This window comes from Hymenobacter sp. UYP22, from assembly GCF_040547285.1.
Lineage (GTDB): Bacteria > Bacteroidota > Bacteroidia > Cytophagales > Hymenobacteraceae > Hymenobacter.
The window spans coordinates 450,120-473,182 of the sequence record NZ_JBEPPK010000001.1 but is presented as its reverse complement, the minus strand read 5'-3'; the positions used below and the strand labels follow the sequence as shown (position 1 = coordinate 473,182).

The window sequence follows — 23,063 nt, the reverse complement described above, 5'->3', positions numbered from 1 at the left end:
CGGAAGGAAAAGGCAAGCGGGTGGCTGTCAACCGGAAAAATCCGGCTGAAAAAGGCAGAAAATCAGTTGCAGAAGGAGGCTAGCCGGCTAGCACCGGCTGGCTCTTAGGCCTGAGTAGGCTTGTGGCCTTTCAGGCCGTACCACATAATGTAGAGGTAGCAGAGCACAGGCAGCACGAAGGCCCAGCGTAGGGCATGAATACCGCCGCCCCCAATGGTGCTGTCGGCAATCAGGCCAAACAATGGGGGGATGATGGCCCCGCCCACAATAGCGGCCGAGAGCAGGCCCGAGGCATCCTCGGTGTGGCGGCCCAGGCCGGCCACGGCCAGCGTAAAGATGACCGGGAACATGATGGAGTTCATCAGGCCCACCGCCAGCAAGCTGTACATAGCTACCTGCCCGGTAGTGTTGATGGAAATCAGAATCAGAACAACGGCGCCAATGGCGGTGAATACCAGTGCCCGACCTGGTTTGATGCTGCGCAACAGAAAAATGCCTGCGAAGCGGCCCACCATAGCGGCCCCCCAGTAGAAGGAAACCTTATACCCTGCATCAAGTGGCGACAGATTCATTACTTCTTCCTGGCCTAAGTAGCTAACAATGTGGGAGCCAATAGCTACTTCAGCACCTACGTAAGTGAAAATGCCCACTAGCCCAAGCAGCAAATGCTGATAATTCCAGGCCCGGCGAGTATCACCCGCTTCAGCTGGGGCGTGCGCAATGGTTGGCAGTTTCAGAAAGGCCAGCAGCAGACTGATGACGATGAGCACAATGCCGATGCCCAGGTACAATTGCTGCACCGGCGACACGTCCAGGGCCGCAGCTTGCTCTGCCGTGAGCTTTTTCAGATCGGGTAGGTGGGAAAGGATGAGGGCGGCCCCCAGTGGAGGCGCAATGGTGGTAGCCAGGGAGTTGAAGGCCTGCGTGAGGGTCAGGCGGGAGGAAGCTGTTTCGGGCGGACCCAGAATGGCCACGTAGGGGTTGCCGGCTACTTGCAGCGTTACAATACCGCTGGCCAGAATGAATAGGGCGCCCAGAAACAAGCCAAACGTGCGGCTCTCAGCGGCCGGATAAAACAGGAAGCAGCCGGCCGCCGCTACCAGAAAGCCGATGAGCATGCCCCGCTTATAGCCCAGCCGTTTCACGACTATGCCCGCCGGCACTCCCATAAAGAAGTACGCCCCGAAAAAGCAGAAGTTCACCAGGTTTACCTCGGCGTAGCTAAGCGTAAACAGGCTTTTCAGATAAGGAATCAGAATGTCGTTCAGACAGGTGATAAAGCCCATCATGAAGAACAGGACCGTGAGCGAGGCCAGCGCGGAGGTATAGCGCGGGGTTTCGGCGCCGGGGGGCGTAACGGGTGTTGGGTGGGTGGTGGCGGTGATGGGAGCAGCCATGTTGGGAAAGAAGGAGGAAAGAAAGGAGAAGTAATGCGCCGAACCCGTACAAGCCGACTCTACTCAACAAAGTAGCCGATTTTTATACGGATAATGGTTGCCGCTTACCCCAAGGACCGGCCCCGCTCCCCTTAAGCAAAGCCGGTCCCACAAACCCCGGTCAGTCTAGCGAAACCTGGCGGGGCGGGCAAAACCCGTTGTGCTGGTGAGCAACGGGCAATCTGATCTGGTGCTGGGAAAGAACGAGAGGGAGCCGCGAAATCCGGCCGGGTAGCAACCGGCTGGCAGCAGAGGCGCCGCAGTGAAAAGCGGCGTTGGGCGTGGTGGGCAACCGAATCAAATATATCGGTTGAGGGCGGCAGAAAACAAACCTTCAAAGCCAGTGTAGTGGCTCCGCAAGTGCCGTTTAAACGCTTACCACACACTCGAAAAACGCCGCTTTCAGTAGTCAGGAAGGGCATTATTGCAAAACCGAGCCTGGGCTTTTCGGATAAGAAACAACGAAAAACTCCGCCCGCCTGCGTATTGCCCCGGGCAGGTAACCGGCCCGGCAGTTGCCACGGCCCGGCCGGTACCGCACCGCTGGGTTAGTAGCCTGGGTTTTGCTGAGCCTGGGCGTTGTTGTTGAGCTCGGCCTGGGGTACGGGGAACAGCAAATAATTCGCGTCGCGGCGGGTCAGGCGCTGCTCGATAATATCCAGGGCCGTGGTGGTGTGGGCGCCGGGCTCTGCCTGGTTGTGGCGGGCATACCGGATCAAATCATACCACCGCTCCCCTTCAAAGGCCATCTCCAGGCGGCGCTGCCGGTCAATTTCGTCGCGTAAGCTTTTCTTGCTGGCAGCCTGGGGCGAGGCGGCAGTAAGGGCCGCAAGGCCCGCTCGAGTGCGTATTTGGTTGAGCTTATCCAAGGCATCAGCCGTGGGACCGTTCTGCTCGTTCACGGCTTCGGCGTACATCAGCAGTACATCGGCGTAGCGCAGAATATAGGTGTTGTCGGGGCTGTTGAAACCGTTGGGCGCGCCCGGCCACTTGTACACGAAGGGGCCCAGGTCGTTGGCACTGGCGCGGGAGTTGCTGCTGGTGCTAGCCACAAAGCTGGCGTGGTCGCGGCGCACGTACACCACGTTGTCGGCCGTAACGGTGGAGGTGGAGAGGCGGGCCCAGCGGCGGTCCGTTTGCTTGGCGGCACCGGCGGGGTAAGTAGCCGTGTCGGCGTACTGCAGCAGCTCGGCCGTAGGAATGTTGAACTTGGGGAAGGAGTAGGTTGCCGGGGGCGAGGGCAGCAGCAAATCGGGCAGAATGTTGTTGCCATCGGGCGTGCCCTGGTTCTGCACTTCCAGGATGGTTTCCGGGGCCCGGTTTTCGGCCGGGTACAGGCTTTTGAAGCTGGGAGCCAGGGAGTAGCCACCGCCGGTAATTACCTTGTTGGCCGCCGCGGCCGCTTCGGCCCACTTGCGCTGGGTGAGTAGGGCTTTCGTTAGCAGGGCATTCACGGCCCCGGTGGTGGCGCGGTTGGGGTTGGTTTTGCCAATCAGGCCGTCGGCCGTATTCAGGTCGGTAGCAATTTGGGCGTACACCGTTTCGGGGGAAGTGCGCGGCAGCGATACTACCGACGGCTCCCCGCTTTCGGTGGGCTCCAGGCGCAGGGGCACGGCCCCGTACAGGCGCACCAGGTTGTAGTAGTGCAAGGCCCGCAGGAAGTAGGCCTCGCCCAGAATCTGGTTTTTGCGCTCGGCCGCCATCGAAATGTTCGGCACGTATTTCAGCACCGCATTAGCCCGGTCAATGCCCAGGTAAGAGTCGCGCCAGATGTTGTATACCTGCCCGGTGGTAGGCGTCCAGGTGAGGCGGTCCAGGGCGGTTACGTCGCCATTGGTGCTGGTGCAGTTATCGGAGGGCATTTCACCCACCACAATCAGGTCTTGGCTATATAGGCCGGTGCCCTGCAGGGCATCGTAGGCGGCAGTAAGGCCCGCTTCGGCATCATCAGCCGACTTAAAGAAGTTTTCGGGGGCAATGCTGGGCAAGGGCTGCTTATCCAGGACGTCGCAGCTGCCCAGGAGCACCAGGGCAAAAACGGGAATGACTATCTTTTTCATGGGAAGGGGCGGGCTCGGCTTAGAAAGTAGCGTTCAAACCAACGGTGTAGGTGCGTGCCTGGGGGTACACGCCAAAGTCGCGGCCGATGCTGGTGGAGGAGAAGGGGTCGGCGCTAACCTCGGGGTCGTAGCCCGAGTAGTCCGTCCACGTCAGCAGGTTCTGGCCGCTCACGTACACGCGCAACCCGCTGAAACGGGCCTTGCTGATGAGGCTGGCGGGCAGGGTGTAGCCCAGCGTCAGGTTTTTCAGGCGCACGTAGCTGCCATCCTCAATCCAGCGCGAGGAGAAGCGGCCGTTGCCGTTGGGGTCGCCAAATACAGCCCGCGGAATGCTGGTATCGGTGTTGGTGGGCGTCCAGCGGTCCAGCACGGTAGTCAGCTGGTTCACTGGCCCACCCAACGACTCCAAGGCCTGGCGGTTGGCGTTGTAGATGTCGTTGCCGAAGCTGCCCTGGAAGAACACGCTCAAGTCCAGGCCTTTGAAGGAGAAGGTATTGGTGACGCCCCCGATGAGCTTGGGGTTGGGGTTGCCGATAATAGTGCGGTCCTCGTTGTTGATGACTTTGTCGCCATTGGTATCCACGAAGCGGATATCCCCGGGCTGGGGGTTGCCGGGTTGCGTAGCCGCGCCCCGCACTTCATCCGCCGACTGGAAGATGCCCTGCACCTGGAAACCGTAGAAAGCGCCTAAAGGCTGCCCCTTTTGGGAAACACTGTTGTCGTTGAAGATGGTGCGCTCAATCAGCTGGTTCTGGGCGTTGAACTGGGTGCCCAGGTCCAGCACTTTGTTGCGGTTGAGGGAGGCGTTCAGGTTGGTCGTCCAGGAGAACCCGCCGTCCTTGCCTTCCACGTTGGTGGTGGCCAGGTTGAATTCCAGACCCTTGTTTTCCACCGAGCCCACGTTCTGAATAATGTCCAGCACCTGCGCTCCGGTGCTGGGGGCCAGCGGCACGCTCAGCAGCAGGTCTTCGGCCCGCTTACGGTAGGCGTCTACGTTCAGCACCAGCCGATCCTGGAACATGCCCAGGTCCAGGCCCACGTTGTACTGGTAGGAGGTTTCCCACTTCAGGCCCCGGTTGCCAATCCGGTCGGGCCGGATGCCGCCCTGCACGGATGTGCCGTTGCCCACATAGTTGGAGCCCACCACGTAGGAGCTGAAGCGCTGGTACGTGTAGCCGAGCTCCTGGTTACCGTTGGCCCCAAAGCTGCCGCGCAGCTTTAGGTCCGATATGGGCGTGTTCTGGGGGAAGAAGCCTTCCTTAGAAATGCGCCAGCCCAGGGCCACGGCCGGGAAATAGCCAAAATGGTCGTCGAAGCGGCTGGTGCCGTCGCGGCGCAGGCTCAGGGTAGCTAGGTACCGGTCATCGAAGCTGTAGATGGCGCGGGCAAACAAGCTGGTCAGACCCCACTCTTCCTCGTAGCTGCTGGTACCCAGGCGCTCCGTACCGGCCGAGAGGTAGGGTACGGCGTTGGAGGCGTAGCCCCGCACCGAGGCGTTGGAAGCGAAGCGGTTCGACTCCTGAATAGACTGGCCGGCCAGCAGCTGCAGGCTGTGCCGGTCGCCCAGGTTGGGGGTGTAGGTAGCGGTGTTTTCCCAGAGCCAGATGCTCTGCAGGGTAGTGCCCGTGCGGCCGCTGCCCCGGGTGGAAGCGTTGGCGCGGGAAGTGCCCGGGTAGTCGCGGGTGATGAACTCGTTTTCGAGCTGGGTCCGGAAGTCGATACCCAAGGAGGAGCGCACCGTCAGGTTCTTCAGCACGTTGTACTCCCCGAACACATTGCCGATTACCTGGTAAGTAAGAGCCTTGTTGCTGGTTTCCAGCAGGTTGCCTACGGGGTTGTCGGAGAGGGAGAAGGGGTTGGTGCCGTACAGGCCGTTGGCGTCGCGCACGGGTACCGTCGGAATCTGGGCCAGCGTGCCCAGTACCGTGCCCGAGTTGCCCAGGCCCAGCTCCGAGCGGACCGAGCCATTGGTATTGGTGCGGCTCAGGTTGAGGTTGGTGCCTACTTTGAACTTGTCGCCGGCCTTTTGGTCGAAGTTCAGCTTGAAGTTGAAGCGGTCGAAGCCCGAGTTCAGAATGATGCCATCCTGCTTGAAGTAGCCGCCACCCACGTAGTAGTGCGTCCGGTCGGTGCCCCCGCTCACGTTCACCTGGTAGTTCTGAATGGCAGCCGTGCGGTACACTTCATCCTGCCAGTCGGTGTCGTAGGGCAGGTTGCTCAGGTTGGGGAAGCCCGGGGCCTGGCCGCCATTAATCTGCGACTCATTGAAGTACTCGGCAAACTGGCGGGCGTTGAGCACGTCCAGCTTTTTGCGCAGGCTCTGCACACCGTAGTAGGCATTAAAACCCACCTGGGGCTTGCCCGATTTGCCCCGCTTGGTGGTAATAACCACTACCCCGTTGGAGGCCCGCACACCGTAAATAGCCGCGGCGGCCCCATCTTTCAGCACATCAATCGACTCAATATCGGCCGGGTTGATGGTGTTGAGCGGGTTAGGCTTCTGGTTGCCCACGCTCAGCTCCCGGTCATAAGTGGGTAGCACGGGTACCCCATCAATGACGTACAGCGGCGAGTTGCTGCCGGTCAGGGAGCTGTTGCCCCGGATGCGCACGTTAATACCGGCACCCGGCGCCCCGGAAGGAGCCGTTACCTGCACGCCGGGGGCCTGGCCCTGCAAGGCCTGGTCGAAGCCGGCCACGCGCTGGCGCTCAATCTGCTGGGCACCCACGGAGGCTACCGAGGTAGTCAGCTCCTGCCGGGCCTGGGTGCCGTAGCCTACTACTACTACCTCGCTTAGGGCTGCCGCGTCGGTGTCGAGGCTCACACTCAGGCTGGCGTTGGCCCCGGTTACGGCTACCTCCCGGCTCTTGAAGCCAATGGAGCTGAATACCAGGGTGCTGCCCTCCGGCACGTTCAGCGAAAAGGAACCGTCGGCGCCGGTAGAGGTACCGATGCTGGTGCCTTTAACTACTACCGTTACACCCGGCAACCCTTCGCCATTGGACTGAGTTACGCGGCCCGAAACCGGTACATCGGCGAGGGCGTTGGCCGTACCAGACTTTGCACGGGCGCTGGGGGCTACCAGCACGTAATAGTCGGCGCGGAGCTTTTTATAGCTGAGGTCGGCCTGGGGTAATACTTCCGTGAGCTTGTCTTCCAGTGGAGCGGCTTCCGGGCGGGCAATTACCCGCTTGTTGCTCACCAGCGTGGCATCATAAAAGATGGTGACGCCGTACTGGGTTTCCCATTGCCCAAGCAAGTCCTTAAGCAGAACCGCTTCAACCGGCGCTGCTGGGCGCTGATTGGTAATGTGATTGGACGCTAGCAGTTGCGCGGAGGCCGTGGCCCCCGGTGCGGGCAGCAGCAGCGCACAGGCCGACAGGGCCGTGGACGCCAGGCCGCCACCCAGGCGGGTAGGGGTTGGGTTCATTGGTGGGAATGGTGGGAAAAAGTAAAAGTGAAGCCGTTACAGCATCCAAATAAAGGGGCGGATGCCCTAGCGGGCAGAAGGATCAGAGAGGGTCAGGTGGTCGTCCTGACGGTCAATTTTGAGGTGAAATGTCTCTTCCAGGGACCGAAGCAGCAGGTCCAGGTCGCGCACTGGTACCGTACCGGTCATGCGCCGCTCATTCAGGCTGGGCGAGGCAATGGTTACCTGCAGCCCGTAGGTATCGTGCAGGCGGGTGGCCAGGTCCGTAATGGAAGTGTTGTTGAGAACCAGCTTGGCATCTTTCCAGGCCGCGTAGGTGTCGGTTTGCACAGGTACGTGCACTACGGCGGCGGTTTTGGCATCCTGGGTTTCTACCAGCTCGCCGGGCTTCATAACCACGGCCGGCCGGCTGGCATCGGCAAAAGCAACCCGCACCTTGCCCGAGAGCAGCACCACCCGCGACTCCTGCCGCCGCCGAAACACGGTGAACTTGGTGCCCAGTACCTCCACGTTCATCCCCCCGTCGGTGTGCACCACAAAGCGCTGGTTGGTGGGCAGGTGGCGCACCGAGAAGTACGCTTCCCCGTTCAGCCACACTTCCCGGGGCTTGTCGTCGGAGGCCTCCACGGCGTAGCGGATGGTGGAGTTGCCGTTCAGCGTCACATCCGTGCCGTCGGGCAGGTGCAGCACGCTGGTCTGGCCGAAAGTAGTGGCGTAGGCCGCCGGAGCGGCGGGCTGCCGATACTGCCAGTATACGCTGCCACTCAGGGCCATAATGCCGGCTGTGGCCGCGGCCGCCGCCCAGTAGCGCCAGCGCGAAGACCGGGAAACTTCCTGCGGCTCTTCTTCGGCCGGCACCAGTTGCAGGTGGGGGGGGAGGCCCAGGCGCTGGTGCAGGCCGCCCAGCATGGCCTCGTAGTCGGGCTCGGGAATAAGGCTGTTGGGCCGGATATCCACGGTGTTCCAATGCTCCTCCATCCACACGCGGGCCAGGAGTTGGTTGGCGGGTTCGCACAGCCAGGCCCGTACCGCCGCCGATTCGGCGGGGGAGGTGGAGCCTTCCACGTACCGGAAGAAAGTGTCTGGAGTAGGCGTGGGAGCCATGCGGAGTAGAGTTGTTGCAAAGAGTACTACACTCAACCCGGCTGCTACCCCTACTCCGCCACTACATTATTTTCAGAAAATCTGTAGCCAATTTGTATCATATTGTAAATCAATGCCTTACTACGGTGCCTGCAAACATCAAGCAAACATCCCAGAGAAGGAAACAGCTAGGCTAATAGCAACAGCAGCGGCAGTAGCACGAGTGCCGTACCGTGGGCCTGAAAATACTGGCGCATGAAGTGCAGGGCCTGGGCCATCTGGGTTTCCACGGTTTTGATGGAAATACCCAGCTCCTGCGCAATTTCCGCATACGAAAGGCCCTGCTGGCGGCTCAGCGTAAAGATCTGGCGACGCTTGGGGGGAAGCTTTTCCAGGGCCGCCGAGTACAGCGTTTCCAGCTCGGCAAATGCCACGTCGGTATCGGTGCTGGTAGAGGGGGAGGTACCGGCCAGCAGCGCGTACTCCTGGTATAGCTGCTGGTAGCGCGACTGGCGCAACTGGTTCAGGATGAGGTGATGGGCCACCGTGAACAAGTAGCCTTTCAGGGGTACGTCGTCGCGCAAGTCGGCGCGTCGTTCCCAGATCTTCAGAAAGCAGTCCTGCACAATTTCTTCCGCCGCCGGCCCCGATTTCAGGTAGCCATACGCGAAACGGTATACCCGGGCGCTGTACTGCCGAAACAAGGCATCAAAGGCCCGCGGATCGTCCTGGCGCAGCCGGCTCAACCACTGTAATTCCGAATCTGGATGGGCTACTTCCAACGCGGGAAAGACTTTGAAATGTAGGTCAAGTTAGTCGTTTTTTCCAGCTAACCACAAACAAGCCCACCCCCGAAACGCAAGCTCGGCCGCAGCGGCCCGGTTTACCGTACGGTGCAAACCAAGCCGCTGCTGCTAAGCTGTGAGGACAGTTGCGTAAGAACGTCCTGCAGAGCCGGAGGCGAAGCATCTCGCGTGCTGAGGTTGCCAGACTACTCCAGACAGCAGCACGCAAGATGCTTCGTCCCTGGCTCCAGGCGCCACATGCTCTGCAGGACGTTCCAGGCAGGACAGTTTATCAACTCTGCACACGCTCTAGCACTGCCGGATGCTAAGCCACCACCGACACGCGTATTTTCTTGCCCTTTACCTTCGCGCCGGCCAGGCGCTCGGCCACGGCTTCGGCTTGGTTGCGGGGCACGGCCACGTAGCTGTAATAGTCGAATACTTCGATGTGGCCTACCTCCTCGCGGGTTACACCGCCCACGTTCACAAAGGCCCCCACCAAGTCGTGGGCGCTTACTTTGTCCTTCTTGCCCGCGGTTACGTGCAGGGTTACGTTCTCGGGGCGGGGCGCTTTGGGCGCGGCGGGGGGCAGCTTGGGCGCGTGCATCTGCTGCCACCGGATACTGGCCGCCACGGGCCACTTCTTCACGTGGGCCAGTTCCTTGTCCGTCACCAGAATGTGAGCCGTGCCCTCGGCGCCAGCGCGGGCCGTGCGGCCAGCCCGGTGCTGAAACGCGTCGGCTTTATCAGGCGCATCGTACTGCACCACGGTATCCAACTGGGTTACGTCAATGCCGCGGGCAGCCACGTCGGTGGCTACCAGGACCTGGCTGGAGCCGTTGCGCAGCTTCAGCAGGGCCTTGTCCCGCTCGGGCTGGGGCATTTTGCCGTGCAGCACCTCGGCCGCCACGCCCCGGCCCACCAGGAAGCGGGTCAGCTCCATGCACTTCTCGCGGGTGTTGCAGAAGATAAGGGCGCGGCCGGTTTCGGGCTTGTTGAGCAGGTGCAGCAGGGCGGCGGGCTTCTTGTCGAGCGGCCCCACGTGGCCCAGCAGGGTCAGGTTTTCGGGTAGCTCGTCGGTGTCTTCGCCGGCGTTTACCACCCGGGGGCGGGTTAGGTTCTTACGAATCAACTCCACCACCTTATCCGACATGGTAGCCGAGAACAGCAGCGTCTGGCGCTGCCGGGGCAGGCGCTTCACAATTTCCACCAGCTCATCCTGAAAACCCAGCTCCAGCAGCTTGTCGGCCTCGTCCAGAATCAGGGTTTTGAGCTTGTTGGGGATGATGGTGCGCCGCTCAAAGTGGTCGAGCAGGCGGCCGGGGGTGGCCACCACCACGTGCGGGGCCTGGGTGAGGGAGGCCGTTTCCTCGCGGAAGGCGTGGCCCCCGTAGAAGGCCGCCACCCGCAGGTTGGGCAGGTATTTGCCGAGTTTTTTGAGGGCGTCGCGCACCTGCAGAGCCAGCTCGCGGGCGGGCACCAGCACAATCACCTGCACGGCATCCAGCTTCAGATCAAGGGTTTGCAGTACCGACAGGCCGTAGGCGGCCGTTTTGCCCGAGCCGGTGGGCGCCTGGCCCGCCACGTCCTGCCCGGCCAGGGCCATGGGCACTACCTGCTCCTGCACGGCCGTGGGGGTCAGGAATTGCAGCTCTTCCAGGGCTTGCAGCAGTTCGGGGGCCAACCCCAGGTCGGCAAAGGAAGCAGTAGTCGAAGTCATAAGCGGTTTTTCTACCCGCAAAGGTACGCTTTATGCACGGGTGAATACAGGAAGTGTTGAACGGGCGGAATGCTCAGGAAGACAGTGCTATCATTCACCCGTGCATTCACTCAATCCTCCTCCGTCACATCCACCAGCTTGTAGCGCACGGCCGTTTTCTTGGGGCGGATATCGAGGCCGGTGTAGTGGGCGTAGGCTTTGGTGAAGCAGGCCCCGAAGTAGAAAATCATGGCCGAGTAGAATACGAACAGCAGCACCAGCACTACACTGGAAGCCGGCCCGTAAATAGGCCCCAGGTTGCGGGGTACCAGCAACAGGCCCAGCGCATTTTCCCCCAAATCAATGAGCACGGCCGTGAGCAAAGCCCCGCGCCACACCGCTTTGGGGGGAACCTTGGCGCTGCTCAGGTTGCGAAACGTCACCCCGCACCAGGCCGTCAGAATCAGCAGGGAAAACAGCTGGTTGCCCACCTGAAACAGCACTGAGGAAAACGCGGCCCCAAACTCCTGGGCGTAGTGGGAGAGAAAGGCCAGGGCCGCGTCGGAGAGAAACGCCAGCAGGGAGAGCAGCCCCGTAACCAGCAGCAGCCCCAAAGAGCGGCTCCGCTCCTTGAACACCTTGCGAAACTGCCCGGTACTGCGCCGCACCCGCACCTGCCAGAGCTGGTTAAGTGAGTTCTGAATAACCCCGAACAGGGTGGTGGCAATAAACAGCAGAAACGCAAACCCCAGCCAGGTAACCAGCCGACTACGCTGAATATTGGTCACGTTTTGCAGAATCTGCTCCACCAGGCCCGCCGCCGAGGAGCCCAGCAACCCCGAGAGCTTGGTGAGCAGCAGCACCCGCACCTGGGAGCGGGAATACAGGGAGCCCAGCAGCTGAATCAGGATGATGACAATGGGCGGCAGGGCAAACGTGGTGAAGAAAGCCGTGGCCGCGCCCAGCCGGAGGGGGTCGTTGGCGGCAAACTCCCGGGCCGCCCGGCGCAGCAGAATCACGAAATCACGCAGAGGATGCCGGCCTGCATGGCCGGGCGGGTGTACTTTTGTCATGGGAGGCGCGTACTACCTGCGGGCGAGCCGCCGCACAGAAGCCGAGTTACGAAGGTAGCACCCGGTAGTGGCATCACCCAGCCTCTTTTTTCAGCAACTATTTTACTTGTGCCGCAGCCGTCTCCCTTACTCGTTCCGGCCTCCCCCGAGCCGCCCACCAGCTGGTGGCGCCGCAAGCTGCTACAGCCCCTGCTCAACCTGCTCAAACAGGGCCTTACCCCCCAGCAGCTGGCCCTTACCATTGTGCTGGGTACGGCCACCGGCCTGGTACCGATGCTGGGCATTACTACCCTAATGGCAACGGCCCTGGCCGTACGCCTACGCCTGAACGTGGCCGCCACGTTGCTGATTGCTCACCTCTGGAGCCCGGTACAACTGCTGCTCCTGATACCATTGATAAGCCAGGGAGCCCGGCTATGGGGTAGCAACGGGCCGGCACTTACCCTGGAAAAGCTTCAATACTTATTCAGCCACGACACCCTGGGAGCCCTGCGGCTGCTGTGGCACGCTATATTGGGGGGGCTGGCGCTCTGGGCCGGAGCCTGCTGTATCCTCGGGCCCGTTCTGTATCTGCTCTTACGCCCCATCCTAACCCATGTCATGGCCCGCCGAAAGCCGCTTGAGAAGGAGGCATAAAAAAGTCCCCGTAACCTGCGTTACGGGGACTTTTTTATGTCGTAAGACAAGCTGGCTCGATATTAAGCCCGCTTGTACACGGGCTCCGAGTTGAGCAGGTATTGAATCAGCGGCTCCTCCGAGTTGGGGTCAATCAGCATCAGATCCACGAACTGGGCCTCGCCGATGTTGCCCTGGATGATGGGGCCCAGATCCTGCAGGAAAGCGGGGTCTTGGTCTTCGGTTTGGAAGGCGAGCAGCAGGCGGCTTTCCTGAGGGTTGTGCTGCATGCGCATCTCGGTCAGGAACACGGCCTCCACCTGGGGGCGGCCGGCGCTGTACTCGCGCAGAGCCTCTTTGAGGGCCAGGGGCTCCGGCTCGGGGTCGTGGAGGGAAACCTGCATATCCTGCTGGGGCGGGGCCTCAAACAGCTGACCCGCCAGCAGGGCATCAATTTCGGCCGCTTCCAGCAGCTTGCCCACTGCCGAGAAGGGGTTGAGGGCGCAGTCGGCCCCTTTCACCATCGTGAAGAAGTCGTGGCCCCGCAGGCGCAGGAAGGTTACGCTGCCCTCAGGTACGGCTCCATTGTCATGAATTCGCTCGGGGGCAGTGAAAACGGCAATTTTACCATCGTGCAAGGCCTGCAGCTGAATTTCCATGCCTTCGGTGGGCGTTACCTCTCCGGGCTCCAAGCCCTCCTGAGCGGCCATTACCACCGTCACCTCCTCGCCCAGCAGAGCCTGGTAGAAGGGGGTGCGGAACTGCGGCTCCACGGCGGCTTGCATCAGCAACTGCTCCAGAATGTTGAGCGGCTGAAAATCGGGTAGCTGGGGGGCCATGGGCTCACCCACGCCGGGCAGCGGAATGGGCGGGGCCGGCGGAATAAACGGCGTAGGCGCGGGGGCCGGCGCAGCGGGCATTTGGTAATTGGAGCCTTTGTAGCGGGGGCCAGCTGGCTTGCCCGAATCTGAGGCAGGAGCTTCGGGGGAAGGAGTAGCGCCGGGGGTGGGAGTAGAGGCGGGAGCGGGAGTGCCCTCGTCTTTCTTTTTCAGGAAGTCAAACAGACCCATAACAAAACAAACAGATGAAGATGCAAGCTAAGCAGGTTTGCTGGTAAAGGTGAAATTGTGAAGGGTGAAGTTGTGAAAAATCCCCGGCCTGTTCTTTCAGCAGGCATACACAACTTCACCCTTCACAATTTCACCAGCTCACCGCTACTGCCCATCCGAGCCGTTGCAGCGGCCCAGCAGCTCAGAGGCTTCCCGGATGGTATAGGGCTGGTTCTGGTTGCCCCAGTTGGTGTGCAGAAAGTTGAGCAGGTTGGTAATCTGCGAATCGGTGAGGTCCTCGTGGCCGGGCATCACCTGGTTGTAGCTGATGCCGTTCACCACCAGTGGGCCCTGCAGACCTTTGCGGATAATGCAGGGCAAATCGGCGCGGCGCTGGGCCATGAAGTCGACGCCGGCCACGGGCGGAATCAGGCGCTGCAGGCCCTGGCCCTGGTCGCCGTGGCAGCTGGCGCAGTGCGTGGCATAGAGCTGGGCGCCCTCGTTCTGGCGCTCCGTAAAGCAGCCGGTCAGGTTCAGCAGCGCTGCTGCGCCGGCAGCTCCCACTAGCAAGGCCCGGTTCATTTGGTGGCCACGGGCTTATCCAGCTGTTCTTCCTTCAGGAGCACGGGTAGCTCGGCAATCAGGCGGTCTACCTGCTCCTTCACCATGCCATCGTACACGCCCCGAATGCGGCGCTTGGAGTCGACCAGCACAAAAGCCCCATCGTGGGAGAAGCCGCCGGCCGCTTTCTTATCAATCTGGGCGCCCGAGACGTAGGCACTGGCCAGCTTGAACACGGTATCCTGCTGGGTGCGGGCGAAGTGCCAGCGCGAAGCATCCTTAATTCCGAGCCGCTCGGCGTAGTCGCGCAGCACCGGAATGGAGTCGTGGTTGGGGTCGATGGTGTGGCTCAGAAACTGTACGTTGGGGTTGTTCTCGAAGGCCTTGTATACGCGCAGCATCTCGCTCTGCATTTTGGGGCAGATGCTGGGGCAGGAGGTGAAGAAGAAATCGGCTACGTACACTTTGCCGGCAAACGTCTGGTTGGTAATCGGTTGGCCCATTTGGTTGGTGAGCCGGAAATTGGGTATCGGGTCCGGAAGCGTATCGGAAGGCGAGGTGGGCGCGGCGTGCTTGAGGCCGTACACGGACAGGCGCTCGGGCTCCTCGTTAGGGTTGGAAGTGCAGGCCAGAGGCAGCAGACCACCCAGGGCCAGCAAAGCTGCCAGCGCAACTGTGCGGCGGGTGCGGGAAAGGAACGTATTCATTTAGCGGGTAGATGAGGTGGAGGAAACTGCCGGCTGCGCCAGCCGGGCCGAGTCCTGGCTGCTGCGGAACAACCGGCCCACAGAGTCGATACGCTGCTGCTGGGCCGCGTAGTAGGCCAGGCGGCGGGTTACGGCCATGGTATCGGCGGGGCGGCGGTAGTGGTGCATCCAGAACATCATGCCCGCCTCAGCGCCCAGCAACGCCCCCTGTAAACGAGCCACGCGGGCCGTATCGGGAAGCTGCTGCACTTGCTGCCGTAGCGTGTACAGGTTGCCCATCTGGGCCATTAGCTCATCGTGACGGGCCAGCAGGGCTTTTTCGGCGGCTTCGGCCTGCTGCTCCTCGCTTTGCAGCGAAAGGCAGGCGGACAGTAAAAGCAACAGGGGGGCAAGGCGGAGGGTTTTCACGGCCGCAAAGCTACAACAGGAACGCCTGAAATTGGGGTGAAGCATGGCTGTATGCCCCACTTGGTGGCGGGGAGGTCTATATATGAGCGGCAACCCACTGCCACAGCGCCCAGCCGCCCCATACCAGCCCCCCGCCAATAGCCAGCAGCACTATGGTCAGCAGTACAATCAGTCCCGCCCCCGAGCCTTGGTACTTGCCCTCCTGGTAGTGGCGGCGCAGCAGCTCCACGTTGCGGTTGTTGGCTTTATAGGCGAAGTCGAAGATGCTGCCAATTATGGGAATAGCGCCAACCAGGGCATCCAGCACCACGTTCAGCACCATGCGCACCACCAAGTGGCCGCTGGCGCCGTGGCGCATCATGGTCAGGATAAGTACCCCGGATACAGCCAGGGAAGGTAGCCCGCCCACCACCGGAATCAGCCCCACTATCGGGTCGAGGCCGAAGCGCCACGTGGTGCCCGGCACCCGGAACTGGCTGTCGAGCAGGTGAGAAATCCGCTCTACCCAGCGCAGGCGGTCATCTTGGTCGAAGGAGGGAATGGGAGTAGGCATACGGGCTCTTCAACGCGAAAACCGGGGGCTGGTTGGCAACAATCGGGTGGGGGAGTGGGTACTATTAACGCCAACAGCGGGCTGGAACGTAGGCGTAGGGCCGCCTTCACCGCGGGCACATTTTTCACCGAACACAACGCAGCGTATGAAAACTCGTCAACTGGGCCAGCAGGGGCCTATTGTTTCTACCGTGGGGCTGGGCTGCATGGGTATGTCTGATTTCTATGGGGGCCGGGATGAAGCAGAAAGCCTGCGCACCCTGGCGCGCGCCCTGGAGCTGGGCGTTACCTTCCTGGATACGGCCGATATGTACGGCCCTTACACCAACGAGGAGCTGGTAGGTAAGGCCCTGAAAGGCCAGCGCGACAAGGTGGTACTGGCTACCAAGTTCGGAATTCAGCGCGACCCGCAGGACCCCGCCAAGCGGGGTATAAACGGCCGGCCCGAGTACGTACGCCAGGCCGTAGAGGGCTCCCTGAAACGCCTAGGCACCGATTATATTGACCTGTATTATCAGCACCGCGTTGACCCCAACACGCCCATTGAGGAAACAGTAGGGGCCATGGCGGAGCTGGTGAAGGAAGGAAAAGTACGCTACCTGGGCCTCTCGGAGGCGGCCCCTGATACCCTGCGCCGGGCCTGCAAAGTACACCCCATTACAGCGCTGCAGACGGAGTACTCCCTCTGGAGCCGCGACCCGGAAGATGAAATTCTGCCCACCTGCCGGGAACTGGGTGTGGGTTTCGTGCCCTATTCCCCGCTGGGCCGTGGGTTTCTGACGGGCCAGATTCAGCGGTTTGAAGATTTGGCCGCCGACGACTACCGCCGGCATACCCCCCGGTTTCAGGGTGAGAATTTTCAGAAAAACCTGGATCTGGTAGCCCGCATCCGGGAAATGGCCGCTGAAAAAAGCTGCACGCCCGGGCAACTGGCTCTGGCCTGGGTGCTGGCCCAAGGTGAGGATATTGTGCCGATTCCGGGTACCAAGCGGGTAGCTTACTTAGAGGAAAACCTGGGAGCGGCCGAAATCCTGCTTTCCTTGGAAGACCTGGCCCGCATCAACCAGATAGCCCCCCACAACGCCGCCGCCGGCCAGCGCTACCCCGAAGCCATGATGAACAGCGTTAATGGGTGATTTAGCGAGAGGGTGGCTTAGTGAGTTTGATGTTCAATCTGCGCAGTTGGCCGCAAGCAGAACGTCAGACTTACTAAGTCACCACCTCACTAAATCACCACTCTACCGCCGGGCGGGTGGGAGCAGATCTATCCAGCCGTCTTCGCTGACTACAATGGCCAGTACGGGGTAGCGGCTGCTTTCCACGTAGCGCAGGGCCGAGTTGTAACGGGAACCCCGGCTGGAGTCGCCTTTTTCGGTGGCTAGCCCATCCAGAATTACGCCGATGGCGTGACAGGTACCGGCCGGATCGATGAGTACGGCTCCGTCAATATTGGTAACCAAGCGAAGTACGGAGGGTGTCATTAGGCGGGGGGCTACCCGGAAGCATTGGCGGGTAAGGCGGGCGGCCTCTTGCCCGGCTCCTTCCGAAATCACCAGAATAGTACCGTTGGATTGAGAGGTGGCTTTGAGGGTTAGCTCCCAGAGGTAGGCAATGCCCGCCGTATCCACGGCCGGAAACACGCGGCGGACGGCTTCCGTGAAATTGTCCTCATCCACGGTGCCCCGGGGCAGGCGGGGCGTGTTGGACACCACTTTCATCATGGTGTGCCCATCGTGGCTCAGTTCCCAGCTGTAGTGCTTGGTGAAATGGACCGTGAACAGGGGCTCATACTGCGGGTCGGTGGACTCTACCAAATAGCCGAGGCCAAATACGTCGGTAGCATCAGTAATTAGGGAAGTGCGGTCTTCGCTGAGTTCCAGTAGCTTGCGGATCCGGCGGTAGTCGCGCAGGGGAATGGGAGTTTCGAGGGTGAGAACCGGTACCACGGCCGAGTGGTTGCGCCGGGACACGAGCATGGTGCCCACCCCCTCACCGCCCTCGTGGCGCAGGGCCGCCACGCCGTTGCAGGCATCGTAAAGGCCGTGGGAGCCGGCGGCGGCCCGCAGCATAAAGCGCCGGCCAGCGGCGCGCAGCACCTCGTTATAGTCCCGGTCCAGAACTGGCCGGTCATCATCCGTATCCGATTCGCGCAGAGCCCGGGAAGCATCCTGTAGTACTTCCTGCACAGTGGCTGCCAGCAAAGAGGCGGGCCGGGTGGGGCCGGTCGGGCCGGGCAGGGCGTAGTAGCTCTGGTACGCTTCGGCGTTTAGCTGCAGCACAATCACCACCAGGTAGCCGCCCACGCTTACTGGCTGAGAGCAAAAGCTCACGCGCTCCTCCCGGAAGCTGCTAACCAGGTCGTTGAGGGTATGCTCGGTGGCGCGGCGCAGCAACTCATACCAGCGCTGCTTCTCAAACCGGTCGTGGTCGAGGGGGTGCAGATGGTACACTACCTCACGAGGCCCGTCGGGCTCCAGGGCGGCGGCGTGGGCTTTAATAGCAGCAAAATCCTGGGGCTGGTAGCGGTGCATACGGGGCTCCACTACCACGGCGTCCGGCTCGTTAGTTTCACGGGCGGAGGCTAACCCCAGCAGAAATACCTCTGGTTTCAGAGTACGGTCAAGCAGATTAAAAACGCCATCAGCAAATAACTGGGCTGAAACGCGGAAAAGACTTTGGTTTTCCCACATACGGGAGAGCTAAACGAAAACGGAGAGGAGCGGAAAACTGTACGTACGCAAAAAGCCTGGTACGGGTGGTAGAGCCGGAAGAATTAGCTGGCGTTCCATCTTCTGAAAACAACCTGATTGCGGGCACGTTATAGGAAAGCGGCCGGCCCCGCACCCCGCCGTTGCCTTACACTATATCGTCCAGTCTGCTTTTTGGCTTTAGAAATCATGGTAGAAGACGTCGGGTTTGAGCTGTATGTCAAGCCGCTGTTCGGAGTACTGGTAGCAGTGGCCCTGCTGACCGTGGCACTAACCTCGGGGTACTGCGCCCGTAGCCACGGCCGCTCCTTCTGGCTATGGTTTGTTATGAGCCTGGTGCTGCCCGTGGTGTCGTACTTTATGCTGTTTGCGCTTATTCTGCATCAGCACATGAGCCAGGGCCAACGGCTGCTGAACGAGGCCCGCGCTATTCTGGCAGCTGCCGCTAGGGCTGCTCATCCCGAAGAGCACTAACCTGCTGAAACCAGCCCGTTAGCCAATAGCCGATAGCCACTCCCGTATGCCCCGCGCTGCCCACGCCCCGGTGCTGAAACAGCCCTGCAGCAAATAGCCGCCGGTGGGCGCTTCCCAATCCAGCATTTCACCGGCCACGAAGACGCCGGGGAGCTTTTGCAGCATCAGTTGCCCGTTCACCTCCGCCCAGGTTACCCCCCCGGCCGTGCTGATGGCCTCATCCAGGGGCCGCAGCCCCGCCACCGGAATGGGCAGCTGGGTAAGTAATTGAGCGGCTTCAGCGGCCTCTGAAGGAAAGTTGAGCATTCCTGCTTCCCGCAACAGCGTAGGTACCGGCGGGCCCAGCCGCAGGGTTTCCTTCAGAAAGGAAGCCCAACTGCTGCCACTCCGCCGCTGGCTGAGCTTGGCCGTAAGCTGCGCCGGCGCCATATCGGGCTTGAGGTTGAGGTGCAGGTGGGCGGGGTGGCCGGTAGCCAGGGCCGCCCGCAGCTGAGGCGTGAGGGCATATACGGGCGTACCTTCCAAGCCGTAGTCCGTTAGCATAAGCTCGCCGCGCACAGTATGGGTGCCGCAGCTAAGGGCAATGTTCTTGAGCGGCTGCCTCCCCACTTTCTCCCGAAAGTACGCCGACCACGCTACCTCCGCCCCGCAGTTGCTGGGCTGGAAGGGTGCGCAGGCTATGTTTTGTTGTTCCAGGATTGTGGTCCAGTGCCCATCGGAGCCGGTTTTGGCCCAGCTGGCTCCCCCTAACGCTAGCAGCGTGGCCGCCGGCCGTACCGTTAGCTCCTGGCCGGTGGTTTCCTGACGGATGCGCAAGCCTTTGTCAGCAGTGAAGCCCAGCCAGCGGTGGCGGGTATGCAGCTTCACGCCTAACTGTTGCAGCCGCTCCAGCCACGCCCGCAGCAGCTGGGCCGGCTTGTACTCCGCCGTCGGGAATACCCGGCCGCTGGTGCCCACAAAGGTTTCAATGCCCAGTGCCGCCGCCCAGGCCCGTAAATCATTGGGGGAAAAGTGCCGCAGGTAGTGGCTAAACGCTGAGGCGTGGATGGCGTAGCGGGCGGCAAAGCGGGTTTCGTCCTCGCTATTGGTGAGGTTGAAGCCCCCGTGCCCGGCCACCAGAAACTTGCGGCCCACGGTGGCCTGCGCCTCATACACTCGCACCTGGTAGCCGGCTTCGGCCAGGTGCTGGGCCGCCAGCAGCCCGGCCGGGCCGCCGCCCACAATGGCTATGCTGGGAGGGGAAGTCTGCTGCATCCGGCAAAGGTACTACGGCCGCACGGGCAACCCCGAAAAACCCTTCGCAGCGGCCATTATCCGGGGTTACCCGTATAGACCTCCAACATGGTTGGGCTTAACTGCGCCGTATGGGTTCGTATTCTATTCTGATTGGCCTGAGTCTGGCCGTCATCCTGTCCTACCTCTTCGACCTGGCCGCGCGGGCCACCAAGGTGCCTTCGGTGCTCATGCTGCTGCTCTCCGGCATTGCCCTGCGCCAGGCCGCCGAGTACTTCGATTTCACTCTGGACATTCCCAAAGTTATCCTGGAAATGTTCGGCATCATCGGGCTCATCATGATTGTGCTGGAGGGGGCCCTCGACCTGAAAATCAGCCGGGACAAGGGGCCGCTAATTCGCCGGTCGTTTTTTGCCGCCGCCCTTATTCTGGTGGTGCAAGCCGTTATCATTGCCCTGATTCTGCATTTCTGGCTGCACGTTAACTTCCAGAGCTGCTTGGTGAATGCCGTGCCGCTGGCCGTTATCAGCTCGGCCATTGCCATTCCCAGCGTGGCCAGCCTGCAGGGCGAAAAGCAGGAGTTTATCGTGTACGAAAGCACGTTTTCCGATATCCTGGGCATCATGTTCTTTAATTTTGCCCTGCAGGATAACTTTGCCCACGGCGCGTCGGTGTTCACCTTCGGGGCTGATGTGCTGGCGGTGCTGGTGGTGGCCGTGCTCAGTACCGCCGCCCTGGCGTTCCTGCTCGACCGGATTCGGCTGCACGTGAAGTTTTTCCTGATTCTGGCGTTTCTGGTGCTGCTCTACAGCGTGGCCAAAAAGCTGCACCTCTCGTCCTTGGTGTTGGTGCTGGTGTTCGGGCTGGCTGTGAATAACGCCGATACGTTCCTGAAAGGGCCGTTGCGCCGCTGGTTCCGGCCCGAGCGGCTGAGCGAGGAAGTGCACCAGCTGCGCAGTATCACGGCGGAGTCGGCGTTTCTCATCCGCACGTTCTTCTTCCTGCTGTTCGGGTTCAGCATCACGCTCAACAGCCTGCTCAACCCCCAGCTGCTGCTCCAGGGCGTGCTCATTGTGGCGGCTCTCACGGCCATCCGCTTCGTGTACCTGCGCTACATTGCCCGCACCGACCTGATTCCGGAGCTGTTCATCGCGCCCAAGGGCCTGATTACGGTGTTGCTATTCTACAGCATCCCCGAAAAGCACCTTATCGGGGAAGTCAGCGAGAATATCCTGTTCGTGGTTATCCTGCTTACCGGAGTATTAATGATGGTGGGCTTGCTTATGAGCCGGCAGCAGCCGGAAATTGGGGAGTATTGAGGGAAGGAGTTAGGAGCCTAGACATACATCTTCTGGCTCCTAACTCCTGAATCCTTAAAAGTTGGATTTGAACAGTTTGATGGCAATGGCCAGCAGAATCACGCCGAACACGCGGCGTAGAATGTCCTCGCCGGCCTTACCCAGCTTGCGCTCAATCCAGGCGGAGCTTTTCAGCACCAGATACACGAATATTAGGTTCACGATGATACCCGCCAGCACGTTGGGTAGCTGGTAGGCCGCCCGCAGCGACAGAAGCGTGGTCATGGTGCCGGCGCCTACAATCAGCGGAAACGCCAGCGGCACGATGGAGCCTGTGCCAGTGAGCGGGTTGTGCTTAAACAGTTCCACGCCCAGAATCATCTCCATTCCGATAAGGAAGATGATAATGGCCCCGGCCAGGGCAAACGACTGAAAATCAACCCCAAATAAGGATAAAATGCTTTGCCCTAGGAACAGAAAGGCCACCATCAGCATACCAGCCACCAACGTAGCTACCTCGGCATTGATGCCGCCTTCCCGCTGCCGAATCTGAATGATAATGGGAATGGAGCCCAGAATATCAATAATGGCAAAGAGCGTGAGTGTAACGGCGGATATTTCCTTGAGGCTGAACATAGGTGAAATTGTGAGATGGTGAAATTGTGAAAGGTGAGGTTGTGAGTTGTCTGATTGATATGCGCAAACTGCGCGGATGGAACGACTCACAACTTCACCTTTCACAACTTCACTCTTTAGGCGAATTCCCGGGCGAAGAATTGGACGAGCTGCTCGAAAGCCTCGTCGGGGATGGCGGGGAAGTTGGCAATGCGCAGGCTGGTGGGTTTCCAGGAGCCGTAACCGCTGCCCAACTGCAGGCCCTGGGCCAGGGCCCGGCGTTTTACCTCGTCAATCAGGGCTGGCGCACCTTGCAGGCCGATAACCGTGGTGGAGCGGGTTTCGGGGTTGCTGACGAGGGGCGTGAGCTGGGTGGCCTGGTCGAAGTAGTCGTAGAGCTTGGTGGCGCGGTCCTGCAGGTGCTGGTGCACCTGCTTGATGAGGGGCCGGTCGGTGAGGCTGCGGCTCAGCAGGTAAATACCCAGCACGTTGGGCGTGTGGGTAGTCTGGAAGTTGAGCATCTTCTCGTACTGGGCCGTGAGGGAGTTGTAGTGGCTCCGCTCGTTCACTTTGCGCAGACGCTCCACGGCCCTCGGCGAGAGGAGCATTACCGAGAGGCCCGCCGGCAGCCCGAAGCACTTCTGCACCGAGGCGTACCAGATATCGGCCTTAATGTACTTAAGCTGGATGCCGGCCAGGGAAGAAGTGGCATCTACGGCCAGCAAGGCGTTGCCGGGCAGGCGGTTGTACAGGTTCAGGATAACGCCGTCGCGGAGCTGGGTGGCGTTGCTGGTTTCGTTCTGGGTCACGCACACCAAGTCGGTTTGCTCGTCGAGGCCGGGTAGGTTCTGCACATCGGGCACCTCATCCAGTCCGAACCGGATACCGGTACTGGCCGGGCGCAGGGCTTGGGCGTACTCAAACCACTTCTCCCCGAAAGCCCCGCTGTACAGGTGCAGGCTCTTGGTGGGTGTAAGGCTCTGGGTGAGCACCTCCCAGCACTCGGTGGCCGAGCTCATGAAGAACACGGTGTAATCCTGGGGTACGTTGAGCTTGTTTTTCAGCTCCTGAATGGTCTGGCGCATGAGCTGCACAAACCGCTCGCCGCGGTGCGGGGCCGAGAGCCAGCCCTCATCAAAGGCATCCTGCAGGTAGCGGCGCACCTGGGGGTACACTTGGGATGGGCCCGGATTGAATGTATACATAGGTTGGAAAGGCTAAAGGAAGGGGAACGGCAAAGGTAGCCAAAGGTGAAGTTGTGAAATGGTGAAGTTGCG

20 protein-coding genes are annotated in these 23,063 nt (G+C 60.9%); 4 read left to right on the top strand and 16 right to left on the bottom strand.

The genetic code is table 11. The features are described 5' to 3' along the window. Nucleotides 1–104 precede the first annotated feature (104 nt). From ABIB60_RS02125 to ABIB60_RS02095, 7 genes are all read right to left on the bottom strand, one after another. Nucleotides 105–1,397, bottom strand: coding sequence for a sugar MFS transporter (locus ABIB60_RS02125; RefSeq protein ID WP_354577391.1), 1,293 nt, complete (start codon nucleotides 1,395–1,397; stop codon nucleotides 105–107). A 587-nt stretch (nucleotides 1,398–1,984) separates the two neighbouring features. After that, a complete protein-coding gene (locus ABIB60_RS02120; RefSeq protein ID WP_354577390.1) occupies nucleotides 1,985–3,496 on the bottom strand; it encodes a RagB/SusD family nutrient uptake outer membrane protein in 1,512 nt (503 codons plus the stop codon). 19 nt (nucleotides 3,497–3,515) lie between these two features. Next, the gene (locus ABIB60_RS02115; RefSeq protein WP_354577388.1) at nucleotides 3,516–6,926 is read right to left on the bottom strand and encodes a SusC/RagA family TonB-linked outer membrane protein; all 3,411 of its coding nucleotides are present in this window, start codon (nucleotides 6,924–6,926) and stop codon (nucleotides 3,516–3,518) included. 66 nt (nucleotides 6,927–6,992) lie between these two features. Further along, nucleotides 6,993–8,030: a FecR family protein gene (locus ABIB60_RS02110; RefSeq protein WP_354577387.1), complete on the bottom strand. Its 1,038-nt coding sequence runs from the start codon at nucleotides 8,028–8,030 to the stop codon at nucleotides 6,993–6,995. Nucleotides 8,031–8,197: 167 nt separating this feature from the next. Continuing rightward, on the bottom strand, nucleotides 8,198–8,791 hold the full coding sequence (locus ABIB60_RS02105) for an RNA polymerase sigma-70 factor (protein ID WP_354577386.1): 594 nt from the start codon (nucleotides 8,789–8,791) through the stop codon (nucleotides 8,198–8,200). Nucleotides 8,792–9,119: 328 nt separating this feature from the next. Next, nucleotides 9,120–10,514 (bottom strand): DEAD/DEAH box helicase, encoded by a 1,395-nt coding sequence (locus tag ABIB60_RS02100; RefSeq protein WP_354577385.1) that lies wholly within the window; start codon nucleotides 10,512–10,514, stop codon nucleotides 9,120–9,122. A gap of 110 nt (nucleotides 10,515–10,624) precedes the next feature. After that, nucleotides 10,625–11,566 (bottom strand): YihY/virulence factor BrkB family protein, encoded by a 942-nt coding sequence (locus ABIB60_RS02095; RefSeq protein ID WP_354577384.1) that lies wholly within the window; start codon nucleotides 11,564–11,566, stop codon nucleotides 10,625–10,627. A gap of 108 nt (nucleotides 11,567–11,674) precedes the next feature. Here ABIB60_RS02095 and ABIB60_RS02090 point away from each other — a divergent pair, with 108 nt between their 5' ends. Then, nucleotides 11,675–12,202, top strand: a complete 528-nt coding sequence (locus tag ABIB60_RS02090) for a DUF2062 domain-containing protein (protein ID WP_354577383.1) — start codon at nucleotides 11,675–11,677, stop codon at nucleotides 12,200–12,202. 62 nt (nucleotides 12,203–12,264) lie between these two features. Here the strand turns inward: ABIB60_RS02090 and ABIB60_RS02085 are convergent, their stop codons facing one another. The 5 genes from ABIB60_RS02085 to ABIB60_RS02065 form a co-directional block, all read right to left on the bottom strand. Next, on the bottom strand, nucleotides 12,265–13,251 hold the full coding sequence (locus ABIB60_RS02085; RefSeq protein ID WP_354577382.1) for an enhanced serine sensitivity protein SseB C-terminal domain-containing protein: 987 nt from the start codon (nucleotides 13,249–13,251) through the stop codon (nucleotides 12,265–12,267). Between the two features lie 144 nt (nucleotides 13,252–13,395). Beyond that, nucleotides 13,396–13,812 (bottom strand): c-type cytochrome, encoded by a 417-nt coding sequence (locus ABIB60_RS02080; protein ID WP_354577380.1) that lies wholly within the window; start codon nucleotides 13,810–13,812, stop codon nucleotides 13,396–13,398. Beyond that, complete coding sequence (locus tag ABIB60_RS02075; protein ID WP_354577379.1) at nucleotides 13,809–14,498, bottom strand: SCO family protein; 690 nt, start codon at nucleotides 14,496–14,498, stop codon at nucleotides 13,809–13,811. The genes ABIB60_RS02080 and ABIB60_RS02075 overlap by 4 nt, the downstream gene beginning before the upstream one ends. After that, nucleotides 14,499–14,879 carry a hypothetical protein gene (locus tag ABIB60_RS02070; RefSeq protein ID WP_354577377.1) on the bottom strand — a complete coding sequence of 127 codons (381 nt, stop codon included), beginning with the start codon at nucleotides 14,877–14,879 and terminating at the stop codon, nucleotides 14,499–14,501. Nucleotides 14,880–14,982: 103 nt separating this feature from the next. Continuing rightward, nucleotides 14,983–15,459: a DUF4112 domain-containing protein gene (locus ABIB60_RS02065; RefSeq protein WP_354577376.1), complete on the bottom strand. Its 477-nt coding sequence runs from the start codon at nucleotides 15,457–15,459 to the stop codon at nucleotides 14,983–14,985. A 145-nt stretch (nucleotides 15,460–15,604) separates the two neighbouring features. Between ABIB60_RS02065 and ABIB60_RS02060 the strand changes: the two genes are divergently transcribed. Further along, nucleotides 15,605–16,594, top strand: a complete 990-nt coding sequence (locus ABIB60_RS02060; protein ID WP_354577374.1) for an aldo/keto reductase — start codon at nucleotides 15,605–15,607, stop codon at nucleotides 16,592–16,594. Nucleotides 16,595–16,696: 102 nt separating this feature from the next. Here ABIB60_RS02060 and ABIB60_RS02055 read toward each other — a convergent pair whose 3' ends face one another. Then, nucleotides 16,697–18,148, bottom strand: coding sequence for a diadenylate cyclase (locus tag ABIB60_RS02055; protein WP_354577373.1), 1,452 nt, complete (start codon nucleotides 18,146–18,148; stop codon nucleotides 16,697–16,699). Nucleotides 18,149–18,355: 207 nt separating this feature from the next. Between ABIB60_RS02055 and ABIB60_RS02050 the strand changes: the two genes are divergently transcribed. Then, nucleotides 18,356–18,640 (top strand): hypothetical protein, encoded by a 285-nt coding sequence (locus ABIB60_RS02050; protein WP_354577372.1) that lies wholly within the window; start codon nucleotides 18,356–18,358, stop codon nucleotides 18,638–18,640. Nucleotides 18,641–18,658: 18 nt separating this feature from the next. Here the strand turns inward: ABIB60_RS02050 and ABIB60_RS02045 are convergent, their stop codons facing one another. Beyond that, nucleotides 18,659–19,894: a BaiN/RdsA family NAD(P)/FAD-dependent oxidoreductase gene (locus tag ABIB60_RS02045; RefSeq protein WP_354577371.1), complete on the bottom strand. Its 1,236-nt coding sequence runs from the start codon at nucleotides 19,892–19,894 to the stop codon at nucleotides 18,659–18,661. Between the two features lie 110 nt (nucleotides 19,895–20,004). Here ABIB60_RS02045 and ABIB60_RS02040 point away from each other — a divergent pair, with 110 nt between their 5' ends. Continuing rightward, the gene (locus ABIB60_RS02040) at nucleotides 20,005–21,192 is read left to right on the top strand and encodes a cation:proton antiporter domain-containing protein (RefSeq protein ID WP_354577369.1); all 1,188 of its coding nucleotides are present in this window, start codon (nucleotides 20,005–20,007) and stop codon (nucleotides 21,190–21,192) included. A 54-nt stretch (nucleotides 21,193–21,246) separates the two neighbouring features. On the opposite strand, the gene ABIB60_RS02035 is transcribed toward ABIB60_RS02040, so the two are convergent. Both ABIB60_RS02035 and ABIB60_RS02030 read right to left on the bottom strand, forming a co-directional pair. Continuing rightward, nucleotides 21,247–21,807, bottom strand: a complete 561-nt coding sequence (locus ABIB60_RS02035) for a MarC family protein (protein ID WP_354577368.1) — start codon at nucleotides 21,805–21,807, stop codon at nucleotides 21,247–21,249. A 116-nt stretch (nucleotides 21,808–21,923) separates the two neighbouring features. Next, nucleotides 21,924–22,991, bottom strand: coding sequence for an aminotransferase class V-fold PLP-dependent enzyme (locus ABIB60_RS02030; protein ID WP_354577366.1), 1,068 nt, complete (start codon nucleotides 22,989–22,991; stop codon nucleotides 21,924–21,926). Nucleotides 22,992–23,063 lie beyond the last annotated feature (72 nt).

What these genes read in the sequence shown, in the direction of transcription:
- ABIB60_RS02055 (WP_354577373.1), bottom strand. Translation starts at nt 18,148, where the DNA reads ATGTGGGAAAACCAAAGTCTTTTCCGCGTTTCAGCCCAGTTATTTGCT.
- ABIB60_RS02030 (WP_354577366.1), bottom strand. Translation starts at nt 22,991, where the DNA reads ATGTATACATTCAATCCGGGCCCATCCCAAGTGTACCCCCAGGTGCGC.
- ABIB60_RS02120 (WP_354577390.1), bottom strand. Translation starts at nt 3,496, where the DNA reads ATGAAAAAGATAGTCATTCCCGTTTTTGCCCTGGTGCTCCTGGGCAGC.
- ABIB60_RS02080 (WP_354577380.1), bottom strand. Translation starts at nt 13,812, where the DNA reads ATGAACCGGGCCTTGCTAGTGGGAGCTGCCGGCGCAGCAGCGCTGCTG.
- ABIB60_RS02125 (WP_354577391.1), bottom strand. Translation starts at nt 1,397, where the DNA reads ATGGCTGCTCCCATCACCGCCACCACCCACCCAACACCCGTTACGCCC.
- ABIB60_RS02040 (WP_354577369.1), top strand. Translation starts at nt 20,005, where the DNA reads ATGGGTTCGTATTCTATTCTGATTGGCCTGAGTCTGGCCGTCATCCTG.
- ABIB60_RS02095 (WP_354577384.1), bottom strand. Translation starts at nt 11,566, where the DNA reads ATGACAAAAGTACACCCGCCCGGCCATGCAGGCCGGCATCCTCTGCGT.
- ABIB60_RS02050 (WP_354577372.1), top strand. Translation starts at nt 18,356, where the DNA reads ATGGTAGAAGACGTCGGGTTTGAGCTGTATGTCAAGCCGCTGTTCGGA.
- ABIB60_RS02115 (WP_354577388.1), bottom strand. Translation starts at nt 6,926, where the DNA reads ATGAACCCAACCCCTACCCGCCTGGGTGGCGGCCTGGCGTCCACGGCC.
- ABIB60_RS02085 (WP_354577382.1), bottom strand. Translation starts at nt 13,251, where the DNA reads ATGGGTCTGTTTGACTTCCTGAAAAAGAAAGACGAGGGCACTCCCGCT.
- ABIB60_RS02060 (WP_354577374.1), top strand. Translation starts at nt 15,605, where the DNA reads ATGAAAACTCGTCAACTGGGCCAGCAGGGGCCTATTGTTTCTACCGTG.
- ABIB60_RS02065 (WP_354577376.1), bottom strand. Translation starts at nt 15,459, where the DNA reads ATGCCTACTCCCATTCCCTCCTTCGACCAAGATGACCGCCTGCGCTGG.
- ABIB60_RS02075 (WP_354577379.1), bottom strand. Translation starts at nt 14,498, where the DNA reads ATGAATACGTTCCTTTCCCGCACCCGCCGCACAGTTGCGCTGGCAGCT.
- ABIB60_RS02035 (WP_354577368.1), bottom strand. Translation starts at nt 21,807, where the DNA reads ATGTTCAGCCTCAAGGAAATATCCGCCGTTACACTCACGCTCTTTGCC.
- ABIB60_RS02100 (WP_354577385.1), bottom strand. Translation starts at nt 10,514, where the DNA reads ATGACTTCGACTACTGCTTCCTTTGCCGACCTGGGGTTGGCCCCCGAA.
- ABIB60_RS02110 (WP_354577387.1), bottom strand. Translation starts at nt 8,030, where the DNA reads ATGGCTCCCACGCCTACTCCAGACACTTTCTTCCGGTACGTGGAAGGC.
- ABIB60_RS02045 (WP_354577371.1), bottom strand. Translation starts at nt 19,894, where the DNA reads ATGCAGCAGACTTCCCCTCCCAGCATAGCCATTGTGGGCGGCGGCCCG.